The sequence below is a fragment of the Pseudomonas sp. P4_B4 genome (assembly GCF_056402255.1).
In genome coordinates this window covers 24,527-44,408 of sequence record NZ_JBFUHS010000026.1, presented here as the reverse complement: position 1 = coordinate 44,408, position 19,882 = coordinate 24,527, and the positions used below count along the sequence as shown (strand labels likewise).

Annotated in this window: 21 protein-coding genes; 6 read left to right on the top strand and 15 right to left on the bottom strand. The window is 62.0% G+C overall.

What is annotated here, in order from left to right; genetic code table 11:
- The first annotated feature begins 30 nt into the window (after positions 1–30).
- Positions 31–789 (top strand): DUF899 domain-containing protein, encoded by a 759-nt coding sequence (locus AC1DVE_RS23615; protein WP_223533520.1) that lies wholly within the window; start codon positions 31–33, stop codon positions 787–789.
- 269 nt (positions 790–1,058) lie between these two features.
- Positions 1,059–1,331, top strand: a complete 273-nt coding sequence (locus AC1DVE_RS23610; RefSeq protein WP_223456582.1) for a DUF2790 domain-containing protein — start codon at positions 1,059–1,061, stop codon at positions 1,329–1,331.
- Positions 1,332–1,387: 56 nt separating this feature from the next.
- Here AC1DVE_RS23610 and AC1DVE_RS23605 read toward each other — a convergent pair whose 3' ends face one another.
- From AC1DVE_RS23605 to AC1DVE_RS23585, 5 genes are all read right to left on the bottom strand, one after another.
- Positions 1,388–2,320, bottom strand: coding sequence for a LysR family transcriptional regulator (locus tag AC1DVE_RS23605; protein WP_223456580.1), 933 nt, complete (start codon positions 2,318–2,320; stop codon positions 1,388–1,390).
- Between the two features lie 64 nt (positions 2,321–2,384).
- The gene (locus AC1DVE_RS23600) at positions 2,385–3,335 is read right to left on the bottom strand and encodes an aldo/keto reductase (RefSeq protein ID WP_223533521.1); all 951 of its coding nucleotides are present in this window, start codon (positions 3,333–3,335) and stop codon (positions 2,385–2,387) included.
- Between the two features lie 23 nt (positions 3,336–3,358).
- On the bottom strand, positions 3,359–4,837 hold the full coding sequence (locus tag AC1DVE_RS23595) for an efflux transporter outer membrane subunit (protein WP_223456577.1): 1,479 nt from the start codon (positions 4,835–4,837) through the stop codon (positions 3,359–3,361).
- A gap of 19 nt (positions 4,838–4,856) precedes the next feature.
- On the bottom strand, positions 4,857–6,353 hold the full coding sequence (locus tag AC1DVE_RS23590; RefSeq protein WP_223456575.1) for a DHA2 family efflux MFS transporter permease subunit: 1,497 nt from the start codon (positions 6,351–6,353) through the stop codon (positions 4,857–4,859).
- Positions 6,353–7,489, bottom strand: coding sequence for an HlyD family secretion protein (locus AC1DVE_RS23585; protein WP_223456573.1), 1,137 nt, complete (start codon positions 7,487–7,489; stop codon positions 6,353–6,355). The genes AC1DVE_RS23590 and AC1DVE_RS23585 overlap by 1 nt, the downstream gene beginning before the upstream one ends.
- A 260-nt stretch (positions 7,490–7,749) precedes the next feature.
- Between AC1DVE_RS23585 and AC1DVE_RS23580 the strand changes: the two genes are divergently transcribed.
- Together AC1DVE_RS23580 and mug are read left to right on the top strand one after the other, a co-directional pair.
- A complete protein-coding gene (locus AC1DVE_RS23580) occupies positions 7,750–8,376 on the top strand; it encodes a TetR/AcrR family transcriptional regulator (RefSeq protein WP_223543617.1) in 627 nt (208 codons plus the stop codon).
- Positions 8,369–8,890, top strand: a complete 522-nt coding sequence (gene mug, locus AC1DVE_RS23575) for a G/U mismatch-specific DNA glycosylase (protein WP_223543616.1) — start codon at positions 8,369–8,371, stop codon at positions 8,888–8,890. Before AC1DVE_RS23580 ends, mug begins: the two co-directional genes overlap by 8 nt.
- 152 nt (positions 8,891–9,042) lie before the next feature.
- Here mug and AC1DVE_RS23570 read toward each other — a convergent pair whose 3' ends face one another.
- Together AC1DVE_RS23570 and AC1DVE_RS23565 are read right to left on the bottom strand one after the other, a co-directional pair.
- Positions 9,043–10,125 (bottom strand): sterol desaturase family protein, encoded by a 1,083-nt coding sequence (locus AC1DVE_RS23570; RefSeq protein WP_223455684.1) that lies wholly within the window; start codon positions 10,123–10,125, stop codon positions 9,043–9,045.
- 77 nt (positions 10,126–10,202) lie between these two features.
- A complete protein-coding gene (locus tag AC1DVE_RS23565) occupies positions 10,203–10,865 on the bottom strand; it encodes a hypothetical protein (protein ID WP_223533125.1) in 663 nt (220 codons plus the stop codon).
- A gap of 151 nt (positions 10,866–11,016) precedes the next feature.
- On the opposite strand from AC1DVE_RS23565, the gene AC1DVE_RS23560 reads away from it, so the two are divergent.
- Complete coding sequence (locus AC1DVE_RS23560; RefSeq protein WP_223455682.1) at positions 11,017–11,388, top strand: DUF3302 domain-containing protein; 372 nt, start codon at positions 11,017–11,019, stop codon at positions 11,386–11,388.
- A 3-nt stretch (positions 11,389–11,391) separates the two neighbouring features.
- Positions 11,392–12,351, top strand: a complete 960-nt coding sequence (locus tag AC1DVE_RS23555) for an HlyD family secretion protein (protein ID WP_223455681.1) — start codon at positions 11,392–11,394, stop codon at positions 12,349–12,351.
- 22 nt (positions 12,352–12,373) lie between these two features.
- Here the strand turns inward: AC1DVE_RS23555 and AC1DVE_RS23550 are convergent, their stop codons facing one another.
- From AC1DVE_RS23550 to AC1DVE_RS23515, 8 genes are read right to left on the bottom strand one after another with little or no spacing between them, the layout of a single operon-like run.
- Positions 12,374–13,918, bottom strand: coding sequence for an aldehyde dehydrogenase family protein (locus tag AC1DVE_RS23550; protein ID WP_223543615.1), 1,545 nt, complete (start codon positions 13,916–13,918; stop codon positions 12,374–12,376).
- The gene (locus tag AC1DVE_RS23545) at positions 13,899–14,972 is read right to left on the bottom strand and encodes an aminoglycoside phosphotransferase family protein (RefSeq protein ID WP_223543614.1); all 1,074 of its coding nucleotides are present in this window, start codon (positions 14,970–14,972) and stop codon (positions 13,899–13,901) included. Before AC1DVE_RS23545 ends, AC1DVE_RS23550 begins: the two co-directional genes overlap by 20 nt.
- A 5-nt stretch (positions 14,973–14,977) precedes the next feature.
- Positions 14,978–15,457: a cupin domain-containing protein gene (locus AC1DVE_RS23540; RefSeq protein ID WP_477784254.1), complete on the bottom strand. Its 480-nt coding sequence runs from the start codon at positions 15,455–15,457 to the stop codon at positions 14,978–14,980.
- Positions 15,412–15,780: a cupin domain-containing protein gene (locus AC1DVE_RS23535; protein ID WP_223455677.1), complete on the bottom strand. Its 369-nt coding sequence runs from the start codon at positions 15,778–15,780 to the stop codon at positions 15,412–15,414. Before AC1DVE_RS23535 ends, AC1DVE_RS23540 begins: the two co-directional genes overlap by 46 nt.
- Positions 15,773–17,056: a nucleotide disphospho-sugar-binding domain-containing protein gene (locus AC1DVE_RS23530; protein WP_223455676.1), complete on the bottom strand. Its 1,284-nt coding sequence runs from the start codon at positions 17,054–17,056 to the stop codon at positions 15,773–15,775. Before AC1DVE_RS23530 ends, AC1DVE_RS23535 begins: the two co-directional genes overlap by 8 nt.
- 32 nt (positions 17,057–17,088) lie before the next feature.
- On the bottom strand, positions 17,089–18,168 hold the full coding sequence (locus AC1DVE_RS23525) for an ABC transporter ATP-binding protein (protein WP_223455675.1): 1,080 nt from the start codon (positions 18,166–18,168) through the stop codon (positions 17,089–17,091).
- Positions 18,161–18,967, bottom strand: a complete 807-nt coding sequence (locus AC1DVE_RS23520; protein ID WP_223455674.1) for an ABC transporter permease — start codon at positions 18,965–18,967, stop codon at positions 18,161–18,163. The genes AC1DVE_RS23525 and AC1DVE_RS23520 overlap by 8 nt, the downstream gene beginning before the upstream one ends.
- Complete coding sequence (locus AC1DVE_RS23515; protein WP_223533131.1) at positions 18,964–19,824, bottom strand: ABC transporter permease; 861 nt, start codon at positions 19,822–19,824, stop codon at positions 18,964–18,966. The genes AC1DVE_RS23520 and AC1DVE_RS23515 overlap by 4 nt, the downstream gene beginning before the upstream one ends.
- Positions 19,825–19,882: the final 58 nt, after the last annotated feature.

Here is a 19,882-nt window from a genome sequence, read left to right as displayed (position 1 = left end):
ATCACGACCTTTCACCAGGAGCGTAGAACGATGAACACCCACAAAACCGCGTCCCGGGACCAATGGCTGGCGGCACGCCTGCAACTGCTCGAAGCGGAAAAGGCCCTGACCCGACGCAGCGATGAAGTGGCCAGGCAACGCCAGGCATTGCCATGGGTTCGCCTCGACAAGGCGTACCGCTTCGATACCGACACCGGCAGCGCAACCCTGGCCGAACTCTTTCAAGGGCGCTCGCAACTGCTGGTCTACCACTTCATGTTCGGCCCCGACTACACCGCCGGCTGCCCGTCCTGCTCAGCCATCGCCGATGGCTTCGACCCCCTCATCGTCCACCTGGCGAACCACGACGTGACCCTGATGGCGATATCCCGCGCGCCGTTGGCGAAACTGCAGGCCTACAAGCGCCGAATGGGCTGGACCTTCCCCTGGGCCTCGGCCGCCGACAGCGATTTCACCGCCGACTTCAATGTCTACTTCACCGAAGAGCAGCAGCGTGAAGGGCTGGTCGAGTACAACTATCAGCGAGGCGGCCATGCCATGGACGCCAGTCAGATCCCGGAACCGGTGAAACAGTTCGCCGCGACCTGTGGCACCGATGCGCCGACCTACACCCGCGACAGGCCGGGGTTGAGTACGTTCGTGTTGGAAGACGGCGAGATCTATCACACCTACTCCACCTACGCGCGGGGCCTGGACGGATTGTGGGGAATGTACCAATGGCTCGACCGCGCGCCCAAGGGACGTAATGAAACGGGGCCCTGGTGGCGTCGGCATGATGAGTACCAGTGAGCGACAGCGGTGTCACTGGCCGCCGATGAAGAGGTCCGCCCGCTTGTCCATCAGCGCCGGCTGGGTCTGGGAGACCCCGCGTCGTCAATGAACTCCCCCTCGATTAATGAGCAATCCGGCAACAGTGTTTATCCCGAGGGCCGATATTTGCGCCCCTGACAAACGCCTAATATCGGCCCTACCCAAGTGAGCAAACCCGGTCAGATGCAACCCGCTCACAAGGCTGAACACCCCTTGCAGGACAACGCTTCAACCACGAGGTGAAGATCATGAAACTGTTGAACATTGCACTCTTTGTTGCCCTTGGCACCGCCGGCACCCAGGCCTTTGCAGACGACAGCCACTCGACTGCCGCCACCGGCCAAACACCCGTTGAAACCTACACATACGGCACCAGGCTAGATATCAAACGCGTCATCGATGTATCAGAAATAGCCAATGAATGCGGACCGGTCCCGGCGCGCATGACCTATGAAGATTCCCAGGGTCAACGCCGCACCATCGAATATCAAGTCATGGGCAGCGGGTGCTCGAACGGTTGAGCAAGGTACGGACGATGGAGGGTCGACACTCCATGGGTACAGCGCCAGCCACATCGCTACACAGATGCACCGACAATTTTTTCATCAGCGGCGAGCAACCCCGGAATGGAATGCTTCAGAAATTCCACCCAGGTTTTTATTTTTGCATCCACGAACTTGCGTGACGGGTAGATCGCAAACAGGTTCAGCTCCTCCAGCCGATACCCCGGCAGTACCCGCACCAGAGTCCCCGCCCGCAGGCCCTCGACGGCCGAAGCAATCGGCTGAATGCCAATCCCCATCCCGTTCTTGATCGCGAATGTCATGGCGTCAGCCGTGTTGACGTGAAAGGGCGACGCCGGCGTGCTGAACGTTTCTATCCCCTGGGAACCTTCGAATACCCAGTTCTCGGCCGGCATGACCGTGTTGACGATTCGCAGGCAATCATGGCTGCCAAGATCACTCGGCGACTCGGGAGTCCCGCGTTTGCTCAGGTACGCCGGCGAGGCGCAGAGAATGCTGTAGGTGATACCCAGCCGCTGGGCAACAAATCCGGAATCGGGCAGATCCCGCGCCAGCACGATCGACATGTCATAGCCTTCCTCGAGCAAATCCGGCAGCCGATTGGTCACGGTCAGGTCAAACAGAACCGAAGGATAGGTTTCTCTGTAGCGGGCAATGGCGCCGATCACGTAATGGTTGCCGATGGCCGACATGGCATGGATTTTCAGCCGGCCTGCGGGCATGACCTGGGCCGTGCCCGCCTCTTCGTCGGCCTCGCGCATGTCCTGCAGAATCCGCTCGCAGCGCTGCAAATAGCGCACACCGGCTTCGGTCAGTGCCAGGCGCCGGGTGGTGCGGTTGATCAGCCGCGTCTGCAGCCGGGCCTCCAGGCTGGAAACGGCTTTTGAAACGTTGGTCGTGGTGGTGTCCAACATCGCGGCCGCCGCGGTGAAGCTGCCGCTTTGGGCCACCGCCGCGAAACAGCGCAGGGTCTGGAACACATCCATCGTTTTCACCTCAAGGGATAGGCAAACAGGACGGCCCCGTGACGGACCGCCCTGGCGTCAGCAACTACTGCTTGCGCGGGATGAATCCGGGGACACCGGTTTCAACCACCGAGTTGAAGCGTATACGGGTTGTGATGTCTTGTTGAATCTCCACCATGGCCCTGTGCGGCAAGGTCGAGATATCGATGTTTTCCCGGATATGGCTCGGCGTAGCCGAGGTGGTCAGGAACGCCACCCCGCGTTGTACCGACCAGGCCAGCGCGACCTGGGCCGGGGTTTTCTGCACGCGCCGGGCGACGCCGGCAAGCACCGGGTCTGCCAGCACGTTCGGTTCCATGCCATGCCCCAGTGGCGCAAACGCCAGCACGATAATCCCGTGCTCCTTGCAGAACTCAAGCAACTCCCACTCCGGCAAATAAGGGTGGGCCTCGACCTGCACCACCGCGGGTTTTATCCGGGCAGCGGCGACCAGCGTCTTCAGCGCCTGCAGCGTGATATCGGACACACCGATGGCCCTCGCCCGTCCCTCATCCACCAGCCGCTCAAGCGCCCGCCACGTCTCGATCAGCGTCACGCCGTCGTCGTAGATGACATTGCCCTGCTCGTCCCGCGGGTCCTGGTTGTCGCCGGGTTGAAAGGCAAACGGCGTGTGGATCAGGTAGCAGTCGATGTAGTCCACTTGCAGGCGCTGGCAACTGGCTTCGAACGCGGGCTCGACGCGCTCCGGACGATGGTTGGTGTTCCACAGCTTGGTGGTGATGAACAGCTCCTCGCGGCGGACTTTGCCCGCCTCCAGCACTTCCATCAGCGCAACACCCACCTGCGCTTCGTTGCGATAGCGCTCGGCACAATCGAAATGGCGGAAACCGGCGGCCAGCGCTTCCTTCACCGCTTCAGTCGTGGTGGCGAGATCACGGAACAAGGTCCCGAATCCAACCGCCGGCATCTCGACCGCCCCATGGTTGAGCGTGAATCGGGTCTCGCGCAGTCCGTCGTGAAAGGCTTCATAGGTCATGTCATTACTCCAGGCCGCAGCCGTTATTGATACGAAGGTTTCTGCCCGTCGCCGGACGCCACGCGTTGCTCGAAGGCACCGACGGCGTTGCCGCCCAGGGCAATGAACAGCTGCACGGTGTCGAGGTACTGCGCGGTATTCACGCGGATCTGTCCCAGCAGCGCCTGCTCGTAGGCACGCTGCGCTTCCAGGACCTGGAGGATGCTGTTCTCGCCTTGTGCAAAGGCTTGCTGGTTCAACTGCAAACTGGATTCGGCCGCGCGCAAGGCATCGGTCTGGGCCTGGTGTTCCTCGGCGTCATGGTTGATCGCCTGCAAGGTGTCGGCGACCTGGCCGAACGAGGTAATGACCGTCTGCTGGTAACCGGCGAGCGTCGCCTTGTAACCGTCGACGGCGGCCTGCTGCTGCGCCTTGAGTGTTCCGCCGTCGAAGATCGGCCCTGCCAGCCCCGCAGCGAAACCCCAGAGTGCCGCGCCACCATTACCGGAAGCCGCCTGCGCCAGGGACGCCGACAGCGTGACGTGGGGATAGAGGTTCGCCGTCGCCACGCCCACCGCCGCGCTGGCCATGTGCAGTTGCGCCTCGGCTTGCAGCACATCCGGCCGGTCGTGGGCCATCTCCGAAGGCAGGCTCACCGGCATGTTCGACGGCAAGGCAAACTCGCTCAAGTCGAAGTCGGGAGCGATCCAGTCCGCCGGCCCCTTCCCTGTCAGAATCGACAATGCGTGGCGTGCCGCATCGCGCTGTTGAGCGAGGGGTGGCAACAAGGTGCGGTCCTGGGCGAGACGGGTCTCGGCCAGTGATACATCGATCTGCGTAGTGGAGCCGTTGAGATGGGCCATGCGCACCAGTTCAAGGTTTTTTGCGTCATTGGCCAGCAGCTCTTCCACGGCCTGTATCTGCGCATTGGCGGAGGCCACCAGCAAGGCCTGGCTGGCGACGTTGCCGGTCAGGGTCAGATACGCCGCTTCGTAGCGGTGCCGTTGCAGGTCGGTAAACGCCTGCTGTTGTTCAACCAGCCGCTTGTTGCCGCCGAACACATCAAGGTCGAACCCCACTCGCGGTCCTATCGCGTAGAAATTGGCGATGGCGGGTTCCCTGGCGTTGTGCAGCCGTTGACGACCGGCCACGGCAGCGAAATCGACCTGCGGATACAGCGCACCCTGCGCCGCCGCAACAGAAGAAGCGGCTTGCCGGATCGTTGCATCGGCTGCCACCAGATCCAGGTTGCCGTCGATGGCACGACGCACCACGCGGTCGAGTTTCGGCGAGCCAAAGGCCGACCACCAATCGCCATTGACCTTGCTGCCGAGGTCGATACGAGGGTTGCCACCCTGGGCAAGACGCTGCTCGGCCTGTGGGTCATAGTGCTGCGACGCACTCGCCGCCGGTGCTTGATAGTCGGGGCCAACGGTGCAGGCCGTCAGGAATGCAAGCAGCGACAACGCCGCGATCTTCGTTTGCAGCAGATATCTGTTGATGACCAGCGCATAAGGTTTCATTTGGCAAACTCCACGAAAACTAATTGGCCGCAACGGGCTTGCGAAGAAACAACACCAGCGGGCTCACCACCAGCATCACCACCATCAGGATCTTGAACTGGTCGATCACGGCGATGAACGCGGCCTGGCCGGTGATCATTTCGTTGAGCCCGTCGAGCACCTGCAAGGGCGCTGAGGTCAGCGAATGCGCAGCCGCGCGGTAGGGCGTCAGGTTGCTGGCCAGCGCCGAGTGCATCGCCTGGGTGTTGTTGAAGAAGAACAGCTGCACGATCGCCACGCCCAGCGTGCTGCCGTAGACACGGGCCAGATTGAACAGGCCGGTACCTTCGGGGCGCAGCGTGGGGTCGAGCGTGCTGAACGCGACCTTGCTCACCGCCGGCATCAGAATGCCCAGGCCCATGCCCTGGATCGCACCGGCGACGGCCACGGGCCACTCGTCCATCAGCGGCGAATAGCCGAGCATCAGCCAGTTGGCATAAACCACCACCGCCACGCCTGCCGCCACGAAAGGACGACGGTCGAAACGCTCGGGCAGCCGCCCCATCAGCAGAAAAGCGCCAACCAGGCCCATGCCACGGGGAATCGTCAAGGCGCCGGTGGTGTCAGGCGGATAGCCGAGAATCTCGTCCAGCATCGGTGAGGTCAGGGCCATGGTCGACAACAGCACGAAACCGAGGGCGAAAAAGATCACCGTCGACAACACGAAGTTGCGGTCCTTGAACAGGCGCTTGTTGAGGAAATGCACGTTCGAGGTCAGCACATGCACCACGAACAGGTAGATCCCCAGCGCAGACGCCACGGCTTCCAGCCAGATCTCGGGCGAGGCAAACCAGTCCAGGCGCTCCCCCCGGTCGAGCAGCATTTGCAGGCTGATCATGCCGAGGGTGAAGGTGCCGAAACCGAAGAAATCGAACCCCGACGGTTTCTCGGCCTTCTTCTCGGTCAGCAACAGCGCCGCCACCAGGAAGATAAACGCCGACAGTGGCACGCTGAGGTAGAACATCGGTCGCCAGCCAAAATGCTCGGCGATCCAGCCACCGATACTCGGGCCGCTGACGATGCCGAACAGCACGATGGCGGTCCAGCTCGCGCCGAACTTCGCACGCTTATCCTGCGGCAAGGTTTCCATGGCAATCGCCATCGACAACGGTGCCAGCACGCCACTGGCGATGCCTTGAACGATGCGCGCGCCGACGAACTCCAGCGGCGTCGTCGCCGCCGTGGCGAGCAGCAAGCCAAGGACAAACAACGCTAGCGCCGCCTGATACACCCACTTCAAGCCAAAGCGCCCGGCCAGCCACTGCGCAATCGGCATGCTGATCGCACTCGCGGCCAGGTACGAGGTGAAAATCCAGCCCGCCTGATCGTCGCTCATCGACAGGCTGCCCTGAATCAACCTGAGTGCCGCGTTCGGCAGCGGCAGGTTCGCCGACTGCATGTAGGTTGCCAGCAAGGCGGCGAACCTGAGCGAGCGCGCGCCCTCCCCACCGGGGCTTACCATCGATTGGGTATTCATCAGGAGTTACCTGCGCTCAGCAACGCCTTGAGCGGGTGCCACCAGGGGCTTTGAAACCGGGTGTCGATCCGCACCGTGGCGCTGGTCCCGGAGAACAGCGGCAGCGCCGGGTCCGCTTCGTCGAGCTCAAGCCGTACCGGCACCCGTTGCGTCACCTTGACCCAGTTGCCGGTGGCGTTCTCCGGTGGCAGCAATGCGAAATCCGAACCGGCCCCCGGGCTCATGCTGGTGACGTGGGCCTTGAACACGCGATCCGGATAGGTATCGATGCGGATGGTGGCTTCCTGGCCCGGGCGCATGTGGGTCACGTCGGTCTCGCGAAAGTTGGCCTCGATCCAGATCTCGTGACCGGACAACAAGGCAAAGGCCGGCGCGCCGCTGTTGAGATGGTTACCCACCTGCAGGTCGTCGACCTTGGCCACGATGCCATCCTGCGGCGCATACACCGTGGTGTACGAGAGGTACAACTGCGCCTCGTCGAGCTGCGCCCTGGCCTCCAGTACCGTCGGGTGACTGTCGGCATCGATGTTCGGATTGCCGTTCAACGCAACCACGGTGCTCGCGATCTGCTGCTCGATGGAGGCGATCCGTTGCCGCGCCACCTTCACGTCGGTGTCGGCGCGTTCGTAGATGGACTTCGACACGAACGCCGACGCGATCAGGGCCTTCTTGCGGGCAAAATCCTTTTGGTCGAAGTCAGCCGACTCTTTCGCCGATTGCAGTTCCGCCTGTTGCTGGCGATAGCTGGCCTTGAGCCCGTCGATACGCAGCCGCGCCACGCTCAGTTGTGCTTGCGCGCGGTCGACGGCGATCTGGAAGGGTTTCGGGTCGATCCGGAACAGCACCTGGCCCTTGCGGACCTGCTGATTGTCCTCGACGGCGATCTCTACCACTTGCCCGGAGATCCGCGCATTGATCGATGCCTTCGCCACCCGGGCATAAGCGTTATCGGTCGAAACATAAGCCTGCCCGGACACATGGTGGGCATAGCCCAGCGCCGCGAAGAGGATGGGAACACCCACCATCAGCCAGGGACGCAAGGTCTGTCTCAGGGGTTTTCTGGTGGGCGCGCCGACCGGGTTGGGGCCAGGCTGCTCGAAGGTCTGTGAAGCCGGGATATCGAACGATTTGGTCATGATCGAGTTCACCTTTAGCCGGGTAATCGGGCCGACGTCGGCAAACATCGCCAGCGGCCCGCAGGTCAATAAATGCTGTAAGGAAGCAAGCCCGTGCGCGGCCGGGAGGATCGCTCCCGGCGCGTCGGTTTCGTCGCCGCAACACTCAGTTCGCGCTCGGCTACAACAAACCCTGGAACAAGGAATTTCTGATTCCTTAATTTTGTGCGATGGTGTAAGAATATCCCTCGACCCACCCTCCCACAAGGATTTTGTACGACATGGCACAAAATAAATCGACAGAGGGCAAAAGCCGCGGCCGCCCTCGGGCCTACGACCCGCAGACAGCGTTGCAGCAGGCACTCGGTGTGTTCTGGAACACCGGCTATTCCGGCGCGTCCCTGGACAGCATCGCCACCGCCGCCGGCATGAATCGCCCCAGCCTCTATGCGGCATTCGGCGACAAGCACGCGCTCTACATCAAAGCGCTGGAGCAATATTGGGAGTTTGCCGCTGCGTCCATGCGCGAGGCGCTGACGGACCTGGACCTGCCGTTGGCCGAGGCCTTGCAGCTTTTCTACGAGGGGCAGTTATCGATTTACTTCTCGGGCGACGGCCAGCCTCGCGGTTGCTTCGCCATCGGCACGGCAACCACCGAGGCGGTCGAGGACCCGGAAATTCGCGAGGTGCTGTCCGACCGCTTGAGCCGACTGGATGCCGATCTGGAAATTCGATTGCAAGCGGCGAAGGAGGCCGGCGAGTTGAAAGACAACGCAGACCCGGCCGCCCTGGCCGTGCTCGCCTCGTCTTTGCTGCACAGCATTTCGATACGTGCCCGGGCCGGTAAATCCCGAGCCGAGTTGACGGAACTGGCACGCAATGCGATCAGAGTGATCTGCGGTGAGTGAAAAGCTCGAAGATATCCTCGCCGGGCAATTGGCCGTGATCTTTTGCGGCATCAACCCCGGAATGACGGCCGCCGCCCAGGGGCACCATTTTGCGGGGCGCGGCAATCGTTTCTGGCGCACGCTGCATCTCGCCGGGTTTACCCCGCAGCTTGTGCAAGCGGAAAACGATCGGACGATCTTGCGCTACCACTGCGGATTGACTGCGGTGGTGGAACGGCCGACGGCCAGTGCGGATCAGCTGTCCTTGCACGAGTTCACCGCCGCCGCTGCCGACTTCGAACAGAAAATTGCACGCCATGCGCCGCGTTTCGTGGCGTTTCTAGGCAAGGCGGCGTATGCCGCGTTGTCCGGTCAGCGGGAGATTGCCTGGGGCCTGCAAACCAAAACTTTCGGCAATGCCTCGGTCTGGATCCTGCCCAACCCCAGCGGGAGAAATCGTGGGTTCAGCCTCGAGCAACTGGTCACGGCGTACCGCGAACTGCGCCTGGCCGTTGACGAACAGCGACAGGTGTAATCACGCCGGCGGAATCGTCGCCAGCATACCGATCAGGATGGTCAACAGCAGAAAACCGCCGAGAAAAATCGTCATCTTGGCCATGGGGCCTCCCACACAATGAATTGGCGGTACAGGGGCAGCCTGCGCTGCCCGAACGGCGTACCGAAGACTTATTGTGGGCTGGCGGCTGTATCCGTTACAGAGGCAGATTGCGCTGAAAAATACGGATCAGATCCGCTTTCAGGCTGTGCTTTCGGGGGGTTCCCAGGAAAGAGTTTGCGGGCGATGTCCACGAAAGGTGTGACGATCAACCCCTGCAGCGTCAGGTATCGCTCGTGATCCTGCTCACCGATGCCAAATTGGATGGACTCGGGTGTGGACCGGGTGACGTAGAGCGTGCCGAACATCCAGTCCCACAGTGACAGATTGATGCCGAAGTTCTTGTCGAAGTGTCGCGGCGCATCGCTGTGATGGATCTGGTGTTGCGCCGGGCTGCTCAGCACCCGCTCAAGCACCGGCCCGAAGGAAAACCAGACATGGCTGTGACGCAGGTTGGCCGCCAGGGCATTGAAGATGAACACCATGTAGGTCACGCCAAACAAGGTATAGCGGCTGATCTCTCCCCCGCAGGCGTACCAGAAGACACCGGCAAACGCGCCGACGCAGATGATGTCCGTGAGCTTTTCGACCACCTCTTCCAGAAAGTGCACGCGGCTGGCCGTCGCCGGCACCAGCACGGGCGCCGAATGATGGACTTTGTGGAAGGCCCACAGATACCGCGAATGGAAAGCGCGATGGCCCCAGTAATGGCTGAAATCCTTGACCAGAAATACGCCCAGCCCATAGAGCAGGGTCAGCGCCAGGTGCTCCTCCACTTGCGTACGCGCGCCCCACAGCTGGGTGAAGAACCCGATGTAGTCCGCTGAACGCAAGACGTAAGGATCCACCAGCCCGACGATGGGCAGCACCAGGGCAACCTTGAGGATGGCGAGTACAAAGTAATAGCGGTAGTCGAGCAGCGCTGAGCGATGCAGGTACACCCGGCGGCCGCCGATGAACTGCCCGAATGAGCGCGCGTCGGTCAAACCCCGGGATTTACGCAGGCGGAACAGGCAATAAGCGACGCCGTAAGACATGCAGAGAAAGGCTAGACCGAGCCTGCCGTTGAAGTCGAAAATGCCCAGGAACTGCCGGGTGACCGGCTCGATCACCCACTGGGATAAATAAAGATGGATTGTGGCAAGAACATCCATACCGAGCTGCCCGACGTAAATGGAAGGGCAATTGTAAATGAGAATGAGTCTTTAGTGTGTTGAATTATGCCCGGCTGTCAGCCGCCCAGCGCAATGATCGCAAGGATCAGCACACCCCCCGTGGCGGCCAGGATCACCCCACCCTGCCATTGCGTGGCGCCAGCGTATCTGGCGAGCAGCCAGCCTGCGATGAACAGGACCACGAGGCCGATCAGGTTGGACAGGCGGATGGCGAGTGCCGTCTGATCCAGCAGTATGAACGGCACCACCAGCGGAAATGTCGAGCACACGACCAACAGGAAAACACCGAGAGCACCCTTGAAGTCGTTCCAGCCGAGGCCGGCCCTGATCGGCAAGGGGGGCTGCTCGAGCAGCCGACGGCGCAACAACTCCAGGCCCTCGCTGCCGGCTGCCATCGCGAACTGCAATGGCAACACCTGCGCCACGAGCGCCTGACCGGCCGTGGCGTCCGTGCCATTGCGCAGGGCCAGGTACAGCTTGACCCTGCGCGTGCGCTCGACCAGTGCGCGCAACAGGTACATCACAGCATCGGCCAGTCCCCAGGCGAGATTGCAGCCGAGTGCGGCAATCATCATCGTGCGCTCGGCTGCCTGGTCTGCCGTGGCCACGCTGATAGTGCCGGTGAACGTCATGGCCATCAGCAGGCCGAAGATCACCTCGGTAATGCGCTCGACCGGGTCAAGTACAGGCGCCCTCTCGAATTGACCATTGGTTGGCATGATTTCACCTCGTCGAAGTGTGCTTGCACGATTCCGGTCGACGCTTCGGCCAGGCACCGGTTGCCCAGGCTGGATATCCGCATCCCCGTCAAGTGTAGATTGAACGGCTACACTCATGCGCACACGTTATCTGCTTCAAAAGGAGTGGTTCATGCTTGATTACTTCGCCTTGGGCCTGCTGGTCTTTGTCGGGCTTATTCTGTTTTACGGGATCATCCTGCTCCACGACATCCCCTATGAAATTGCCGTCCACCGCAACCACCCTCACCAGGATGCGATCCACGCCACCGGCTGGGTCAGCCTCTTCACCCTGCACGCGCTGTGGCCGTTCCTGTGGATCTGGGCGATGGCCTATCGAGAGGACCGGGGCTGGGGTTTCAGTGACGGACATTCACCCAAAAGTCATGTGGTTCACCTCGAACAACAGGTCGCCGAGCTGCAAGGCCGCATCGAGCGCCTGGAGGCAGCGACGGGCACGGCACAGAACCGGGTACCAACGGACAATCTCGGCGAGGGCCTTTGAGCCATGGATCTATTACTCATTCTGACGTATGCAGCTCTCTGCGTAGCCATCTTCAAGATCTTCCGCATCCCCCTGAACAAATGGACGGTGCCCACGGCGGTGCTGGGCGGGATCGTGATTATCGGCGCGCTGATTTTCACGATGAACTACAACCACCCCTACTCCGAGGTGGCGCGTTCCTATTTCGTATCGGTTCCGGTGATACCCGTGGTCAGCGGCCAGGTGATCGATGTGCCGGTGAAGACCAACCAGCCCCTGGAAAAAGGCGATGTGCTGTTTCGCATCGACCCCGCGCCTTTCGAATACCGGCTCAGATCCCTCAAGGCACAGCTGATTGCCGCCCAAGCCGATCGCGCCCGGATCACCGAGCTGATCAAGCGTAATTTCGGCACCCAACGGGAGCTGGACATTGTGGTCGCTCGCAGTGATGACCTGAAGGCACAACTGGACAGCGCGCAGTACGAACTCGACAACACCACGGTCCGTGCGCCGAGCAAAGGCTTCGTTACCCATGTGTCACTGCGTCCGGGCATGATGGCGACCAAGTTGCCACTGCGCCCTTCGATGGTCTTCATTCCCGCCGAAGGGCATTACTTCGCGGCGTGGATGCGGCAGAACAGCCTGCTGCGCCTATCAGAAGGCGACGAGGCCGAAGTCGCATTTGACGGCATTCCAGGGAGGGTTTTCGAAGGCAAGGTCAAGACTGTCGTTTCGGTCATCGCCGAAGGCCAGATTCAACCGTCGGGCACGCTGATCGGCTTCACCGGTTCACCACCGGCCGGCCGGGTCCCGGTAATCATTGAAATCACCGATCCCGACTATGCCCAGTACGCCGACCAGATGCCCGGCGGCGCCTACGGCCAGGCAGCGCTGTACAGCCAGCATTTCCATCACATCGCGATGATGCGCAAGATCCTCCTGCGCATGGCCGCCTGGATGAACTACATCTTTCCGTTCCACTAACCGGGCAGCATCGGCAACTGGCTCAATCCTTGAATTGGGTCAGTTGCCGGTTCAGCGAACCGGCCGGATCGCGATAGAACACGTCGTCGGCGTACGGATACCACCAGTCCTGAATCTTCGGCTGGTGGTCGATGATGACCATTTTCGAACGGCGGAATGCTTCCAGCCCCTGACGCCCGAGTTCGCGCCCAAGGCCGGACATCTTCCAGCCACCGAACGGCAGCGCATCGTTGTCGATCAGCGGATTGTTGACCCAGACCATCCCCGCCTCCAGACGCTCGGCGGCTTCCATGGCTTCGGCCAGATCAGTGGAAAACAGCGAGGCACCGAGGCCGAACGGCGAATCGTTGGCCAAGCGCACCGCCTCATCGAAATCGCTGACCCGGCAGATCGCCGCCACCGGGCCGAAGCACTCTTCCTGCAGAATCGCCATGTCGCCGGTCACGCCGGTGAGGATGGTCGGCTCATAGAACCAGCCGACGCTGTGCCCAGGCGGAATCCGCCCGCCACACACCACTGTCGCGCCCTTGGCCACGGCGTCATCGACCAGGCGCATGACTTTATTGCGCGCCGCCTCGCTGACCATCGGCCCGATCTCCGAACGTTCCAGGCCATGGCCAATGCGCAAGGCACGGGTGCGCTCGGCGAACCTGGCGACAAATTCGTCATGGATTTCATCGACGACGTAGAAGCGTTCCGCCGAGGTGCAGATCTGCCCGCTCAAGTGGAACGCCGCTGTCACCGCCCCCGCCGCTGCCACTTCCAGCGGTGCATGCCTGGAGATGATCAGCGGATCGCTGCCACCGGCCTCGATCACGCACGGTTTCATTCGTTCGGCGCAGGCCACGGCCACCGCCTTGCCTGCCGCCACACTGCCGGTGAACGCCACCGCGTGGGTCTGCGCCGACTGCACCAGCAACTGCGCGGTGACCGCATCGCCCGGCACGCAAGACACCAGCCCCGGCAGCAACGCGGTGAAATGTTCCATGAACTTGAGGGTGCATAGGGTCGTGGCTTCCGCCGGCTTGATGATGCAGGCATTGCCAGCCGCCAGGGACGCGGCGACGGTCCAGCACATCAGCAGGATCGGAAAGTTGAACGGCATGATGTGCACGCTGACGCCATAGGGCTCGTAACGCACATGCTGGAACGAGCCGATCTGCGTAGTGCCGGCGACCTTGCCGGCATCGTCCCGGGCCATTTCCGCGTAGTAGCGAAAGATCGGCGCGCAGTTCGCCAATTCGCCCATGGCTTCGGGAAACGGCTTGCCCATCTCCAGGGTCATCAGGCGTGCGACTTCACGGTTGCAGGCCACGTTCTGTTCGATGGCATTGGCCAGTTGATGCAGGCGCGCGGCACGGCTTTTGGCATCCACTACGCGCCATTGTTTTTGCGCGGTGGTGGCGGCTTCGATGGCGGCTTGCACGTCGGCTTCGCCACACACGCCGACTTGCCCGACCGGTTGCAGGGTCGCCGGGTCGAGCACTTCGCGCACACGGCCATCGGTCAGCGGCAGGAATTCAGAATTGATGAAGCGCAATGCGGTGTCAGGGTTGAACGTGGCCATGGGATGATCCTTGAACCAATCGATAAGGGGTTTCACGCAACGTCGCCAGGGTCTCGGCGGGCAGTTCTTCACGCCAGCCCGGCACGTGCCGGTCGAGCCATTGCCGCAGTGGCGCAAAGGCCTCGGCATCCAGGGCGCGGATGAACAAACCGAGGGTGCGCGGCAGGTGCGCCAGGTAACCGTGCTTGCCGTCACGGCCGGCCAGGCGTACGAAAATCCCCAGCACCTTGGCGTGACGCTGGGCGGCCAGGCACCGGTAATCTTCGAGAAAACCCGGCGCATCCAGCTCCGGGCGCTGCAACAGGTAATGACTGATCAGTGCCGCCCGCAGCGCTTCGGGCACATCGCGCCGGGCGTCTTCGAGCAGCGACATCAGGTCATAGGCCGCCGCCCCGACCAGGGCGTCCTGGAAATCCAGCAAGCCGCAGGCGGCGACACCTTCACGCCCTTGCAGCAGCATCAGGTTGTCGACGTGAAAGTCGCGCAGCACCAGGGCTTCGCGGCGTTGTGCGACGTCGCAGCAGGCGTCGGCGAACAACGCCAGATAGTCATCGCGCACGTTCTGCGCCGCGTCCTTGCCGATCAGCAGTGGCACGTACCAGTCGATAAACAGCGCGTACTCGTCCGCCAGTCGATGACCGTCGTAAGGCGCCAGTTCCGTGGCTGGCGCTGCGCGATGCAAGGCCACCAGCGTATCGACCGCCAGGTGATACAGCTGCGACTCCGAATGCCCGGCCAGCAGCAGCCGGGTGTAGGTGTCGTGACCGAAATCCTCGATCAACGCCAGCCCCGCCACCTCGTCCACCGCCAGCAAGGCCGGCGCGGACAGGCCCAGCCCCTGCAACTGCCGGGCGATCCGCACGAACGGGCCGATGGGCTCGCTGTGTGGCGGCGAATCCATCAGCAACAGGCCGGCGCCGTCCAGGCGGCAATAACGCCGGGTCGAAGCATCCGCCGGCAAGGCGACCAGCAAGACTCCGGCGTAACCGGCGCGGGCCAGAAAGGCGGCGCGCTGGGCTTCACGGGTTGGCAATGACGCCAGTGCATCTGTCATGGCAGTCACCGGATCATGTAGACCTTTTTGATGGTCTCGTGGACGGTGCACACACCCTTCCAGTCCTTGCCGAAGAAGGCGGCGGTATCCGGCTTGATCTCGATCACTTCGCCAGACTCGTGGACGTAAGTGCAGCGGCCTTCGAGAAAGTGGCAGAACTCGTCGCTGGTCACATGGCAGAACCACTTGCCCGGGGTGCAGATCCAGATACCGCATTCGGACTGGCCTTCGGGGCCTTTGTGCAGCACCACGCCGGAGACACGGGATTCGCCTTCAAGCATGGTCGGGATCACGCGCTTGCTCCCGCTGGACTGCGCAGCAGGCCCAATTGTTGGGGCAGCTTCGCTGCCCAGCGGGAGCAAGCTCCCTCGCCACAGGTCCAGTGTCAGATTCAGATTCAGATTCAGATTCAGGTTCAGGTTCAGGTCCGGTTTCAGGCTCAGGCCAGCATGTAAACGTTGCGCAGGGTTTCCCGGACGTGGCATTCGCCCGTCCATCCGGCCGGAAACAGCACCAGGGTGTTGGGGCGCACTTCGATCACTTCGCCGTTGTCGTTACGGTAAGTGGCGTGCCCCGCGATGAAATGGCACAGCTCGTCCCGCGGAATCGACAGCCGCCAGCGCCCGGGGGTGCACACCCACAACCCGGTTTCCGGGCTGTTGTTCGGGCCCTTGAACAGCAAGCGGCCGCTGGAGTGCGAGACACCTTCGATGGCGTCGCTCTGCACGCCCCAGTCCACCAGATCGGTGCGGCTGCTGACGGCTTCGAGGTACGGCGTGATACCCGCCGTGGTGGATGAATCAGGCATCGTTGAGCACCTTGTCGAGAATCGCGGCCGCGTCTTGCGGCCCCTTGCGTGATTGCATTTGCGCGCTGGTGCGCTGCAGGCGTTGGCGCATCGCCTCGTCGTTGAGGCAAGCGTGAAGTTTTTCCGCGAGCTGTTCTTCGCTCCACTCATAGCGGTCGAGCTTGAAGCCATGGCCGCTTTCTTCGGCGCGCATGGCGTTGTCGTGGCCGTCCCAGACGTAGGACATGACGATCGCCGGTTTGCCGAAGAACAGGCACTCGGTGAAGCTGTTGTTGCCGCCGTGGTGGATCACCGCGTCGACCTGGGCAATCACCGACGGCTGCGGGAACCAGTTGGAAATCTGCACGTTGTCCGGCAGGTCCGGGTATTGGTCGAGGTGTTCGCCAACGTTGAACAGCGCCCGGTAAGGCAGCTTGCCCACCGCCTCGATCAAGCGCTTGAGCAGCTCGACATCGCCGGAACCGAGGCTGCCGAAACTGGCGTACAACAGCGGCTTGTCGTTGTGGGCGCGGAATGGCGGAATCTCGTAGGGCGTGTCTTGGCGCACGCAACCTTGCAGGTAATGGAAGCGCTCGGCGGGCAATGGATGGCGCCGGTCGAACTTGACCGCATCCGGGTACAACAACAGGTTCATGAACGGCGAGGCTTCAAAGAATGTTCCCAGCGGATACGGCTGCTCGCCATGGGCCTGGAGGAACTGGTTGAAGTCGTCGTGGATCGGCCCGACCACTTCCTCGAAACGCTGGCGGAATTGCGCGTGGCCGGCCTTGTCGTCAATGCTCATGCCCGACAGGTGCGGCGGGATATCCGGGTCTTCGATCTCGTTTTCCGAGCAGGAAATGATCCGCACCCACGGCTTGCCGTATTGCTTGATCGCCGGGAACAGGATCACGTTGTCGACGCAGATCAGGTCGGGCTTGACCTTGTCCAGCACCGCCGGCAGGTCCTTTTGTGCCCACTTGGCGGTTTCGACGATGGCCGCCCAGCATTCCTTGACGTAGTTGTCGATCTGCTCCAGCGGCGACTTGCGGAAATTCGGAATGTGGCCGTTGATGAAATCCACCCAGTAACGGGCCATTTCTTCGGCCGGCATCGGCGCCGACATATTCACCATGTGCTCTTCAAAACCATAACCGGCGTAGACACCGCTCATGCCCGGGTCGGTGAGGAACACCGCTTTGTGCCCCAGGGCTTCACAGGCCTGGGCGATACCCACTGAGTTCAGCGCCGGGCCGTAGGCGGCTTCGGGGAAGAATGCGATCACTTTCTGTTTCATCGAGTGCTGCTCCTGCCTGGTCTTTTTATTGTTCAGCGCGTCAATACGCGGGCATGCCGGGCCTGCCAGCCCAGCCGGATGGTCGTGTCGATTGCAAAATGGGCGAATTCGAACTGGGAGGACGGCACGCGCACGATCAGCGGTTTGTCGCTGAGGGGGGTCTGCACGTGCAGGTTGGTGTCGAGGCCGTGGTAGGCGACTTCGACGATCTTGCCGCTGACCTGATTGGCGCAATCGCCGCCCTGCTCCGTCAGCACTTGCAGGCGTTCGGGGCGCACCACCACGGCGACGGATTGGCCGGTCACCAGCGGCGCGTCGGTTTCAACGCTCAGCTCCTGGCCATTGACCCGCACCGAGTGCTGGCCCGAGCGCACGCCTTCGAGCAGGTTGCTGACGCCGATGAAGTTGGCGACAAAACGGCTGTTGGGGTTTTCGTAGAGTTCGGTCGGGCTGCCGCACTGGCACACCTTGCCGCCATCGAGCACCGCCATGCGGTCGGACATCACCAGGGCTTCTTCCTGGTCGTGGGTGACGATGATGAAGGTGATGCCGCTCTCGTGTTGCAGGCGCTTGAGTTCCAGCTGCATCTTTTCCCGGAGCTTCTTGTCGAGGGCGCCCAAGGGTTCGTCGAGCAGCAACACCCGCGGACGCTTGACCAGTGCCCGGGCCAATGCCACCCGCTGACGCTGGCCGCCGGAAAGCTGATCGGGCTTGCGCTCGGCCAGTTCACCCAGTTGCGCAGTGCTCAGCACTTCATCGACCCGACGACGGATTTCGCTTTCCGGCAGGCGTTCCATTTCCAGGCCGTAGGCGATGTTCTTGCGCACGGTCATGTTGGGAAACAGCGCGTAGGACTGGAACATCAGGTTCAGCGGACGCTTGTTGGCCGGCAGCGGCGAGATGTCATTGCCGTCCAGGTAGATGCAGCCACCGCTGGGGGTCTCGAAACCGGCAAGCATGCGCAGCAGCGTGGTCTTGCCACAGCCGGACGGCCCAAGCAGCGCGAAAAACTCGTTCTCGCGGATGCTCAGCGACACCTCGTTGACCGCCAGACCGTTGCCATAAGACTTGCTGACCTTGTCCAGGATCAGTACCGCGGAAGAATTATTCATGGGTGCGAGGAGCCTTGTTGAGACGCTGCGAAGCCAGCAGCGCGGTGATGCTGACCAGCATCACCAGCGTCGCCAGAGCGTTGATTTCCGGGGTGACGCCGAAGCGGATCATGGCGTAGATCTGCATGGGCAACGTGGTCGAAGCCTGGCCGGAGCCTGAGTTGAAAAAGGCGATGATGAATTCGTCCACCGACAGGGTGAACGAGAGCAAACCGCCCGCCAGCACGCCGGGGAAAATCACCGGCAACAGCACCCGGCGCAAGGTAGTGAACCAGCTCGCGCCGAGGTCGATCGAGGCTTCGAGGATCGAATAGTCGAAGTGCTTGAGCCGCGTGCGCACCACCGCGCAGACGAAGGCGATGTTGAACACCGCGTGGCTGATGATGATCGAGTGCAGCCCCAGGCCGACCTTGAGCAGGTTGAAAAAGCTCAGCAACGCAATCGCCAGCACGATGTCGGGAATGATCATCGGCGCCATCAGCAAGGTGTCGACCACCTGGCCTTTGTGGTTGTCCTTGCGGCGCAACTCGATGCCCAGCGCCAGGAACGTGCCAAGCACGCAGGCAATGAAGGTCGCCGACAAGGCAACAATCAAAGTGTTGAGCGCGGCCGACAGAATCGCCGTGTTGTGCGCCAGTGCCGCGTACCACTTCAGCGATACGCCGCCCCAGGCGGTGGGCAACCCGGACTTGTTGAACGACAGCAGGATCAACACCAGGATCGGTATATAAAGGAAGGCGTACACCAGCCCCAGGTGCGAACCCAGCACGGTGGCGCTGACAGAACGAGACTGACTCATGAGCGCGCCCCTTCTGCTCGACGGGCCACCAGGGCCTGGATGAACAGCAGGATCAACATGATCGCGATCAGAAAGAAGCTCAGCGCCGCACCGAACGGCCAGTCCCGCGCCGTGAGGAATTGCGAATAGATCAGGTTGCCGACCATCTGCACCTGCTTGCCGCCCAGCAGGTCGGCAGTGATGAAGTTGCCGATGCTCAGCACGAAGACAAACACCGCGCCTGCCGCGATACCCGGCACGCTCAGCGGCAGGATGATCCGACGAAAGGTCATCCAGCCCGAGGCGCCGAGGTCTTTCGAGGCGTCCCACAGTTCGTTGTTGATCCGTGACAGCGACGAGAAAATCGCCAGGATCACAAAGGGGATGTAGTTGTAGACCAGCCCCAGCACCACCGAGGCTTCGGTGTACAGCAGGCTGATGGGTTCACCGCTGTAGCCGAACAATTGCAGCAGGCGGTTGATCAAGCCTTCGCGATTGAGCAAGACGATCCAGGCGTAGGTGCGGATCAGGTAATTGCTCCAGAACGGCAGCATCACCAGAAACAGATACACCGCCTGACGCCGCCGTGGCGCGCGGGCAATCGCATAGGCCGCCGGGTAGCCGATCAACACCGCAAACACCGTGGCCAGCCCGGCGATCTTCGCCGACTTGAGCAGGATGCCCAGGTACAGCGGATCGAACGCGCGCTGGTAGTTTTCCCAGGTGAACAACCAGTCGATGCCGCCATACGCGCCACGTTCGACGAAGCTGTAGACCAGCACCAGCAGGCACGGAATCACCAGAAACATCAGCAGCCAGCCGAAGCCGGGCGCAAGAAGCCAGGCCGACAGACGCCTGTCAGCATGCAAAGCACTCATTAACCCTATCCTCCCGCCTCAGGACAGAGGCGGCTTGCGAGCGTGGCGAGGCACGCCA

Bases quoted from the DNA above. Each gene is read 5' to 3' on its own strand.
- AC1DVE_RS23615 (WP_223533520.1), top strand. From the start codon at position 31: ATGAACACCCACAAAACCGCGTCCCGGGACCAATGGCTGGCGGCACGC.
- AC1DVE_RS23610 (WP_223456582.1), top strand. From the start codon at position 1,059: ATGAAACTGTTGAACATTGCACTCTTTGTTGCCCTTGGCACCGCCGGC.
- AC1DVE_RS23605 (WP_223456580.1), bottom strand. From the start codon at position 2,320: ATGGATGTGTTCCAGACCCTGCGCTGTTTCGCGGCGGTGGCCCAAAGC.
- AC1DVE_RS23600 (WP_223533521.1), bottom strand. From the start codon at position 3,335: ATGACCTATGAAGCCTTTCACGACGGACTGCGCGAGACCCGATTCACG.
- AC1DVE_RS23595 (WP_223456577.1), bottom strand. From the start codon at position 4,837: ATGAAACCTTATGCGCTGGTCATCAACAGATATCTGCTGCAAACGAAG.
- AC1DVE_RS23590 (WP_223456575.1), bottom strand. From the start codon at position 6,353: ATGAATACCCAATCGATGGTAAGCCCCGGTGGGGAGGGCGCGCGCTCG.
- AC1DVE_RS23585 (WP_223456573.1), bottom strand. From the start codon at position 7,489: ATGACCAAATCGTTCGATATCCCGGCTTCACAGACCTTCGAGCAGCCT.
- AC1DVE_RS23580 (WP_223543617.1), top strand. From the start codon at position 7,750: ATGGCACAAAATAAATCGACAGAGGGCAAAAGCCGCGGCCGCCCTCGG.
- AC1DVE_RS23570 (WP_223455684.1), bottom strand. From the start codon at position 10,125: ATGGATGTTCTTGCCACAATCCATCTTTATTTATCCCAGTGGGTGATC.
- AC1DVE_RS23565 (WP_223533125.1), bottom strand. From the start codon at position 10,865: ATGCCAACCAATGGTCAATTCGAGAGGGCGCCTGTACTTGACCCGGTC.
- AC1DVE_RS23560 (WP_223455682.1), top strand. From the start codon at position 11,017: ATGCTTGATTACTTCGCCTTGGGCCTGCTGGTCTTTGTCGGGCTTATT.
- AC1DVE_RS23555 (WP_223455681.1), top strand. From the start codon at position 11,392: ATGGATCTATTACTCATTCTGACGTATGCAGCTCTCTGCGTAGCCATC.
- AC1DVE_RS23550 (WP_223543615.1), bottom strand. From the start codon at position 13,918: ATGGCCACGTTCAACCCTGACACCGCATTGCGCTTCATCAATTCTGAA.
- AC1DVE_RS23545 (WP_223543614.1), bottom strand. From the start codon at position 14,972: ATGACAGATGCACTGGCGTCATTGCCAACCCGTGAAGCCCAGCGCGCC.
- AC1DVE_RS23540 (WP_477784254.1), bottom strand. From the start codon at position 15,457: ATGCCACGTCCGGGAAACCCTGCGCAACGTTTACATGCTGGCCTGAGC.
- AC1DVE_RS23535 (WP_223455677.1), bottom strand. From the start codon at position 15,780: ATGCCTGATTCATCCACCACGGCGGGTATCACGCCGTACCTCGAAGCC.
- AC1DVE_RS23530 (WP_223455676.1), bottom strand. From the start codon at position 17,056: ATGAAACAGAAAGTGATCGCATTCTTCCCCGAAGCCGCCTACGGCCCG.
- AC1DVE_RS23525 (WP_223455675.1), bottom strand. From the start codon at position 18,168: ATGAATAATTCTTCCGCGGTACTGATCCTGGACAAGGTCAGCAAGTCT.
- AC1DVE_RS23520 (WP_223455674.1), bottom strand. From the start codon at position 18,967: ATGAGTCAGTCTCGTTCTGTCAGCGCCACCGTGCTGGGTTCGCACCTG.
- AC1DVE_RS23515 (WP_223533131.1), bottom strand. From the start codon at position 19,824: ATGAGTGCTTTGCATGCTGACAGGCGTCTGTCGGCCTGGCTTCTTGCG.